We start from the raw sequence: 8456 nt of genomic DNA on the forward strand, positions 1-8456 counted from the left end.
CCGTGCCCGAGCCGGGGCGGGCGCACTACGTGCGGGGCCAACTCGCCCTGTACGACGGGCCCGTGGCCGACGCCCGCGAGGCGCTGCTCACGGCCGCGGCGCTGCTGGCCCTGCGTGACCCCGCCCGTACGGTCACGGCCCTGCTCGGCGCCGCCGATGCCGCCTGGGCGATGGGGGACGCGCCCGCCTATCTGGACGCGATGAGCCGCATACGGCCGCACGGCGCGGAGCCGTCGCTCGGGCAGTACTGCGCCGGCATGCACGCGGTGCTCGTGGGACGGACGAGCGAGGGCCACGCCCTGCTGCGGGACTGCTTCGAGTCGGCGGCACGCACCGGCGACGCGGCGGAGCTGCTGCGGGCCGGGATCTCCGCGCTGGTACTCGGCGAGGTGGAGGCCGCGTGCCGGGCGGGTGCCAGGGCGCTGGCCGCCGTACGCGCGCACGGCCCCGACGTCCTGCTGCCGCAGGTGCTGGAACACCTCGCCTACGGCGAACTGCGGGCCGGACGGCACGCGCGGGCCCGTACCCACGCCCGCGAGGGCCTGTGCGCCGCCGAGCGGTCGGGCCAGCGCAACGTGGCGGCCCATCTGCACGCCGTACTGGCCCTGGCGGCCTCCGTCGAGGGCGAGTCGGCGCAGTGCGCCGAGCACGCGGAGGCGGCGGCGGCCGTGGCGCAGCCGCACGGGCTGGCCCAGGCGGCGACCCTCGCGGCCTGGGCGGTGGCCCGCGCCGAACTCGCCGACGGCCGCTCGGCGGAGGCGGCGGCGCGACTGTTCCCCCTGGTCAGCCCGGGTCCGAGGCGCGGTCACTTCGCCACGCGGATGCTGGCGGTGCCGTGCTTCGTGGAAGCGGCGGTGCTGGCGGGGCGGGGGAGCGAGGCGCAGCGGGCGGTCGAGGAGTTCGCGCTCTGGACGAGCAGGACAGCCGATCCGCAGGCCCCCGCCCAACTGGCCCGCTGCCGGGCCCTGCTGGCGTCCGGCGACGAGGCGGGGGCGCGCTGGGAGGAGGCCCTGACCCATCACGACCGGGCGGCGGGCGACTTCGAGCGGGCCCGCACCCAACTGCTCTACGGCCACTGGCTCCGCAGGCAGCGCAGGACCCGCGAGGCCCGCACCCCGCTGCGCGACGCGCTGGTCGGCTTCGAACGCTGCGGCGCGCGGCTCTGGACGGGCCGGGTACGCGGCGAACTCCGCGCGGCGGGCGAGTCGGTGGCCGCAGCGGCCCCCGGCACCGGCCTGCCGGACCTGCTGCTCCTCACCCCGCAGCAACAGCGCATAGCCCGCTGCGTGGCGGAGGGCGCGACCAACCGCGAGGTGGCCCTGAGACTCTCCCTGAGCACCCGCACGGTCGACCACCACCTGCGCAACGTCTTCGCGGCACTGGGAATCCGCTCCCGCACAGAACTGACCCGCCTCCTGAACCGCGACGACCAAAACCCGGCCCCCCTCTAGCCGTCCCCCGGCGTCAGGCACAAGGTGCCGCCCGGCGCCCGGTGGCCGCTGCACGCGCCCGCCGCGAGTCCCACCCTGCGGGGCGGGACGTTTTCGCTGGTGGCCCGCGTGAGGCACGCGTTGTGCCGGTGGCCGGGGGTTCGTCCACGACCTGTCGTACAGGCTCCGTCCCGTGCCCCGAGGTTTCGCCCGGCACCCGGCAGGCGCGCTTGCCCCGTGCGCCCCGTGCCGGGGGCGGATGGCCGTCCGGGTCGGTACCCCGTGAGGCCGCCGCGACGGCCACGCGACCCGCAACGCCACCCCCCGCGCGGGCAGTTCGCGAAGATCGGCTGGGTAAGGGCCTTGGTACCGACCGGCCGGTATGTCATTCTGCGGGCGTCAGGCGACCGATACCGGTGGAGGCCGCAATGCCGCATGTCATCCGCACGCAGCAGACGCCGATCGCGCTGCTCCCGGTCCGTACCACGACCCCCGTCCGCTCACTGGTCGACGCGGAGGCCGTCGCCGTGCTGCACCGGGCCGCCCGGGTGCTGCTGGACGATCTGGCCGGTCTCACCGACCGGCTGGTCGCCACCCTGCGGGCGCAGGAGCCCGCCTACCGGGTGGCGATCGACGCCGACGCGTCGGAGATATGGCAGGAGGTGCACCGCTCGCTGCGGCACAACATCGGGTCGCTGATCAGGCCACGGGAGGCCAGGGACGCCGCCCGCCGCACCTCCTGGCGTATCGGCGCCACCCGCGCCGAGCAGGGCGTGCCGCTCGACGCCGTGCTGCACGCCTTCCGGCTCGGCGGCGCCATGGTGTGGCAGGGGCTCATCGACGAGACGGCGCGCCGGCACGCCGACGACATCCGGCTGCTCATCCATGTCGCGGCGGACGTCTGGAACTTCGTCGACGAGCACTGCGGCCTGGTCGCCGACGCCTACCGGCAGACCGAGCGCCGGATGGCCTGGCGCCGGGAGAACCGGCTCCGGCTGATGACGGCGGCGCTGCTCGAAGGATCGGCGCGGGTCAGTGACCTGCCGGACGCCGCCGCCATGCTGGACCTGCCGGCGGACGGCAGCTACGCCGTCCTCGCCGTGGCCGGCCTACGCGTCACCCCGCAGGGCGACGCACCGCCGCTGCCCCTGCCGCCGGGCACTCGCGCCGTCTGGCACGCGTCCGCCGACGCCCACCACGCGATCGTGCCGCTCACCGGCGCCGAGACAGTCGCCTCGGTGCTGGCAGGCCTCGCACCGCCGCCGGGGGTACGCGTCGGCGTCAGCTCCGCCGTGACCGGGATCGCCGCCGTCGGCGAGGCCCGCAGGCTCGCCGACATCGCGCTGCGCACCTGTCCGCGCGCCGGGGGCGTCGTACTCCTCGACGACCATCTGCCGGCCGCGCTCGTCGCCTCGTCACCCGACCTGGGCGCGGCCCTGGCCGGGCGGGTGCTCGGCCCGCTGGACCGGCTCGATCCGGCCGACCGTGACCTGCTCGTCGAGACGCTCACGGCCTGGCTCGACTCCGACGGCTCGGCGCGGCGCGCGGCGGCCCGGCTGTACTGCCACCGCAACACCGTCCTGAACCGGCTGCGCCGCTTCGAACAGCTCACCGGCCGCAGCCTGGCCCGTCCGACCGACGCGGTGGAGGTCTCCCTGGCCCTGGTGGCGGGCCGCCTGCACCCCCGCCGCCCGGACGAGCGGACCTAGCCTCGAACAGCAGCGGCTGTTCAGACGCCGAGCTTCGCCTCCAGCAGCCGCGTCACCGCGTCCTTGTCGCCCTCCAGTTCCACGTCCGCCGACGACTGCCGGCCCGACAGGAACAGCGTCAGCTCGCCCGGTTCGCCCGTGGCCGTCACCACCGGGGTGCCGCGGTGGGCCACCGCCGTGCGCCCGTCGGCCAGGCGCAGCACCAGGCCGACCGGGGACTTGCGGCCCATCAGCCGCGCGCCCTTCTCCAGGCGGGACCAGAGCGAGTCGGCGAACACCCGGTCCAGCTCGCGCGGCGTCCAGTCGGGCTGGGCCCGCCTGACGTCCTCGGCGTGGATGTAGAACTCGGTGGTGTTGGCCGCCTCGTCCAGCTGCTTGATGTTGTACGGGGAGATCCGCGGCGGGCCCGTACGGATGAGCTGGATCAGCTCCTCGTACGGCTTCTCGTGGTATTCGCCCTGCACACGGTCGAGGCGGTTCTTCAGCCGGGAGATCAGCATCCCGCCGGCCGCGTCGGGGCGGCGCTCGCGCACCACCACATGGGCGGCGAGGTCCCGCGTCAGCCAGCCCTCGCACAGGGTCGGGGCCTCGGGCCCCGCCGCTTCCAACAGATCGGCGAGCAGAAGTCGTTCACGCTTGGCATGGGTCGACATGTGCGCAAGCGTACGGCCGGGGCCACCCGTCCGCCCAGTGGACACCGGGCCCGTACCGGCAGGGCGGCGCGGCACAATGGCGGTATGAGCAGCACGACCGCGGCACCCGGCCCGAGCGGCAATCTCGACCCCGCCATCGCCGACCGGCTCAAGCGCAGCCCCGAGGGGCTGGTTCCGGCCATCGCGCAGCAGTACGACACGGGCGAGGTGCTGATGCTCGGGTGGATGGACGACGAGGCGCTGCACCGCACCCTGACCACCGGGCGGTGCACCTACTGGTCGCGCAGCCGGCGGGAGTACTGGGTCAAGGGCGACACGTCCGGCCATGTCCAGCACGTGAAATCGGTGGCGCTGGACTGCGACGCCGACACCGTGCTCGTCAAGGTCGACCAGGTGGGCGCCGCCTGCCACACCGGGGACCGGACGTGCTTCGACGCCGGGATCCTGCTGGGTGACGGGTAACGAGTAGGGTCTGCGGCCATGGATCTTGAGACCTTCCGCAAGCTGGCGGCCGACCGCCGCGTCATCCCCGTCAGCCGGCGTCTCCTCGCGGACGGCGACACCCCGGTCGGCCTGTACCGCAAACTGGCGGCCGAGCGGCCCGGCACGTTCCTGCTGGAGTCGGCGGAGAACGGCCGTTCCTGGTCCCGGTACTCCTTCGTCGGCGTACGGTCGTCCGCCACGCTGACCGAGCGCGACGGCGCCACGCACTGGCTCGGCACCCCGCCGGTCGGCGTCCCCGTGGACGGCGATCCGCTGGCGGCCCTGCGCGCCACGGTCGAGGCGCTGCACACCCCGCGCGACCTCGCCGACGGCATGCCGCCCTTCACCGGCGGCATGGTCGGCTACCTCGGCTTCGACATCGTCCGCAGGCTGGAGAAGATCGGCGACCACGCGCGCGACGACCTGCGGCTGCCCGAGCTGACGATGCTGCTCACCTCGGACCTCGCCGTCCTGGACCACTGGGACAACACGGTCCTGCTGATCGCCAACGCGATCAACCACAACGACCTGGACACGGGGGTGGACGAGGCGTACGCCGACGCCGTCGCCCGGCTCGACGCGATGGCCGCCGACCTCGCCAGGCCCGTCGACTCCGCGCCCACCGCGCTGCCCGCCTCCGAACTGCCCGACTACACCGCCCGCTGGGGCGGCGCCGACTTCCAGGCCGTCGTCGAGGAGATCAAGGAGCGGATCAGGGCGGGGGAGGCGTTCCAGGTCGTGCCCTCGCAGCGCTTCGAGACCGACTGCACGGCGAGCGCGCTCGACGTGTACCGGGTGCTGCGGGCCACCAACCCCAGCCCCTACATGTACCTCTTCCGGTTCACCGGCGCCGACGGCGCGCCCTTCGACGTCGTCGGGTCGAGCCCCGAGGCCCTGGTCAAGGTCGAGGACGGGCACGCGATGGTGCACCCCATCGCGGGGACCCGGCCGCGCGGCGCGACCCCGCAGGAGGATCAGGCGCTCGCCGACGAACTCCTCGCCGACCCCAAGGAGCGCGCCGAGCACCTGATGCTGGTCGATCTCGGCCGCAACGACTTGGGGCGGGTCTGCCGGCCCGGCAGCGTCGAGGTCGTCGACTTCATGTCCGTCGAGCGCTACTCGCACGTGATGCACATTGTCTCCACCGTGACCGGACAGGTCGCCGAGGGCCGCAGCGCCTTCGACGTCCTCACCGCGTGCTTCCCGGCAGGCACTCTTTCGGGTGCTCCCAAGCCGCGCGCGCTGCAGATCATCGACGAGCTGGAGCCGACGCGGCGCGGCGTGTACGGCGGGTGCGTCGGCTACCTCGACTTCGCCGGCGACTCCGACACCGCCATCGCCATCCGTACGGCCCTGCTGCGCGGCGGCACCGCGTACGTCCAGGCGGGAGCGGGCATCGTCGCCGACTCCGACCCGGTTTCCGAGGACACCGAATGCCGCAACAAGGCCGCCGCCGTGCTGCGCGCCGTCCACACCGCCAACCGGCTGAACGCGACCGGCTGAACGCCGGGCGGCGCCGTAGGGGATAGTGGGGTGCGTGAGTGCCGTACCCATACCCCAGCCACGAGCGGCTGCCGCCGCCGCTTCGGACGCCCCGAGCAGCCGCCGCAGCCTCGCCGCTGCCCTGCTCCTCGGCGCCGTCGGCGCGGCCGTCGTGCTGATCGCCTCCGGCCAGACCTGGGCCGAGGGCAAGGCGTTCGTCGGCGGCGGCTCCGTGCCCCTGAGCGCCGACGGCCGTGATGTCACCGGGGTGCCCGCCGCCCTGGCCGTCGTCGGTCTCGCCGCGCTCGTCGCCGTCTTCGCCGTCCGCAGGGCGGGCCGGCTGCTGGTCTCGCTGCTGCTCGCGCTCAGCGGCGCCGGCGCCGCGACCGCCGCGTTCCTCGGCGCCTCGGGACACTCCGCCCTCGACAGCCAGGCCGCCGAAACGACCGGCGACACCGCCGCGACCGTCAGCGCGCTGAGCCATACCGCCTGGCCGTACGTGACGGCGGCGGCCAGCGTACTGATCCTGCTCGCCGGGCTGCTCGCCCTGCGCTACGGCAAGAACTGGCCCGCGATGTCCGGACGTTACGAGCGTGACGCGGCCACGGGCCCGGGAGCCTCCGGCGGTCTGCGGCGCACCGCGCGGCGCGCCCCGGTCGTCGATCCCGACCGGCCCGAGGACCTGTGGAAGGCGATCGACCGCGGCGAGGACCCCACCACCCTGACCTGACGCCCCGTGACCGGCGCCCCGTGCCCTCCTCGTGAGCGACCCCCGGGACCGGCGCACGTGGTGCGTGCGGGACAATGTTCTGAGAGCGTCAGACCTGTACAGCGCATCAGCGACGAGGAGCACTTCATGGCGGGCAGCAGCCACGGACACAGCCTGGCGGCCTGGACCGGCGTCATCATCGCCTTCATCGGCTTCTGTGTCGGCGGGGTCTTCATGGTCGCCGACAACACCTTCGGGTTCTGGGTCGGTATCGGTGTCGTCCTGATCGGCGGCCTCGTGGGACTCGCCATGAGGCTGGCGGGCCTGGGCGTCCCCAAGGAGTCCACGGAAATGGCCGAGGCCAGGGAGAAGGCGGGACGGGCGCAGACGCAGTCCGTCTGACCTCCCGCAACCGGTTCGGCCGAGCCATCGTTCGGTCCTGGGCGCGGTCCGGCCCCCGGCGCAGTCCGCCGGGCCGGGCTGCGCCTTCGTACGTCAGCAGGCACAATCACCGGGTGGACGCCATGCTCCCAACCCCAGCGGCGCCGGCGGCTGCGCCCGCGCCCCTCCCGCGCCGGCTGCTGCCGCCGCTCGCGACCCTCGCCGGGATCGCCGCCGCCTTCACCTACGTCGGCCTGGTCGACCCGAACGAGACGGGTCACTACCCGCTCTGCCCGATGTACGCCGTCACCGGCCTGTACTGCCCGGGCTGCGGCGGTCTGCGCAGTGCCCATGCCTTCATCCACGGCGATCTGGCCACGGCGTTCGGCGACAACGCGCTCGCCGTCGTCGGCTATGTGGTCTTCGCGGCCGTGTGGGTGATCTGGCTGGTACGCGCCCGGAAGGGGCGGCCGGTCCGGCTGGTCCTGCCCACCGCCGTGTGGTGGTCGCTCGGCGCGGTGATCCTGGTCTTCACCCTGCTGCGGAACCTTCCGTTCGGCTCGGCGCTCGCCCCGTGACGGACCAGGCCGCCGCCGTGACGGACCCGGCCGCCGCCGTGAAGGACCAGGTGGCGACGGGGCCGGCGCACCGGATGCGAGTCCTGCGGCCTCTTCCGGCTAGCATCGATATGGCTGAACCTGATCGCATCCGACACCACCCTTCCGGAAGGGGGCCGCTCGCGTGAGTGTGCTCGACGAGATCATCGACGGCGTACGCGCCGACCTCGCAGAGCGGCAGGCGCGTGTCGGCCTCGACGAGCTCAAGAAGCGCGCGGCCAAGGCACCCGACGCCAAGGACGGGGTCGCGGCCCTGCGCGGCGACAGCGTCAAGGTCATCTGCGAGGTGAAGCGCTCCAGCCCGTCGAAGGGCGCGCTCGCCGCCATCGCCGACCCCGCGGGGCTCGCCGCCGACTACGAGGCGGGCGGCGCGGCCGTCATCTCCGTACTGACCGAGCAGCGGCGCTTCGGCGGTTCGCTGGCCGACCTGGAGGCCGTCCGCGCCAAGGTCGACATCCCGGTCCTGCGCAAGGACTTCGTCGTCACGTCGTACCAGCTCTGGGAGGCCCGCGCCTACGGCGCCGACCTGGTGCTGCTCATCGTCTCGGCGCTGGAGCAGGACGCGCTGGTCTCCCTCATCGAGCGGGCCGAGTCGATCGGACTCACCCCGCTGGTCGAGGTGCACGACGAGGACGAGGTCGAGCGAGCCGTCGACGCGGGCGCGAAGATCATCGGTGTCAACGCCCGCGACCTGAAGACCCTGAAGGTCGACCGCGGCACGTTCGAGCGGGTCGCCCCCGAGATCCCCGCCCACATCGTGAAGATCGCCGAGTCCGGGGTGCGCGGGCCGCACGACCTGATCGCCTACGCGAACGCCGGCGCCGACGCCGTGCTCGTCGGCGAGTCGCTGGTCACCGGACGCGACCCGAAGTCGGCCGTGGCCGATCTCGTCGCGGCGGGCGCCCACCCGGCGCTGCGGCACGGGAGGGACTGACCCCTCATGTCCACCGCCTCCGTCGTCAGCGCGCTGCCCCTCGCCGGGTACGCGCCGC

9 protein-coding genes are annotated in these 8456 nt (G+C 74.1%); 8 read left to right on the top strand and 1 reads right to left on the bottom strand.

Features of this window, described 5'->3' with window-relative positions:
- Both HY68_RS19965 and HY68_RS19970 read left to right on the top strand, forming a co-directional pair.
- On the top strand, window positions 1-1451 hold a 1451-nt coding region (locus HY68_RS19965; RefSeq protein WP_241778620.1), incomplete at its 5' end, for a helix-turn-helix transcriptional regulator.
- 407 nt (window positions 1452-1858) lie between these two features.
- Window positions 1859-3139, top strand: coding sequence for a PucR family transcriptional regulator (locus tag HY68_RS19970; RefSeq protein WP_041990775.1), 1281 nt, complete (start codon window positions 1859-1861; stop codon window positions 3137-3139).
- A gap of 20 nt (window positions 3140-3159) precedes the next feature.
- On the opposite strand, the gene HY68_RS19975 is transcribed toward HY68_RS19970, so the two are convergent.
- Window positions 3160-3792 (bottom strand): TIGR03085 family metal-binding protein, encoded by a 633-nt coding sequence (locus HY68_RS19975; RefSeq protein ID WP_041990777.1) that lies wholly within the window; start codon window positions 3790-3792, stop codon window positions 3160-3162.
- 84 nt (window positions 3793-3876) lie between these two features.
- Here HY68_RS19975 and hisI point away from each other — a divergent pair, with 84 nt between their 5' ends.
- The 6 genes from hisI (at window position 3877) to trpC (ending at window position 8398) form a co-directional block, all read left to right on the top strand.
- The gene (gene hisI, locus HY68_RS19980; RefSeq protein ID WP_041990779.1) at window positions 3877-4254 is read left to right on the top strand and encodes a phosphoribosyl-AMP cyclohydrolase; all 378 of its coding nucleotides are present in this window, start codon (window positions 3877-3879) and stop codon (window positions 4252-4254) included.
- An 18-nt stretch (window positions 4255-4272) separates the two neighbouring features.
- A complete protein-coding gene (locus HY68_RS19985) occupies window positions 4273-5778 on the top strand; it encodes an anthranilate synthase component I (RefSeq protein ID WP_041990781.1) in 1506 nt (501 codons plus the stop codon).
- 25 nt (window positions 5779-5803) lie between these two features.
- Window positions 5804-6487, top strand: coding sequence for a TIGR02234 family membrane protein (locus HY68_RS19990; RefSeq protein WP_041990783.1), 684 nt, complete (start codon window positions 5804-5806; stop codon window positions 6485-6487).
- Between the two features lie 126 nt (window positions 6488-6613).
- Entirely contained in the window at window positions 6614-6868 is a 255-nt protein-coding gene (locus tag HY68_RS19995) for an HGxxPAAW family protein (RefSeq protein ID WP_041990785.1), read from the top strand.
- A gap of 122 nt (window positions 6869-6990) precedes the next feature.
- Window positions 6991-7425 carry a DUF2752 domain-containing protein gene (locus HY68_RS20000; protein ID WP_078863690.1) on the top strand — a complete coding sequence of 145 codons (435 nt, stop codon included), beginning with the start codon at window positions 6991-6993 and terminating at the stop codon, window positions 7423-7425.
- A gap of 163 nt (window positions 7426-7588) precedes the next feature.
- Window positions 7589-8398, top strand: coding sequence for an indole-3-glycerol phosphate synthase TrpC (gene trpC, locus HY68_RS20005; RefSeq protein ID WP_041990789.1), 810 nt, complete (start codon window positions 7589-7591; stop codon window positions 8396-8398).
- The last annotated feature ends 58 nt before the right edge of the window (window positions 8399-8456 follow it).

Source organism: Streptomyces sp. AcH 505 (assembly GCF_000818175.1).
Classification (GTDB): domain Bacteria; phylum Actinomycetota; class Actinomycetes; order Streptomycetales; family Streptomycetaceae; genus Streptomyces.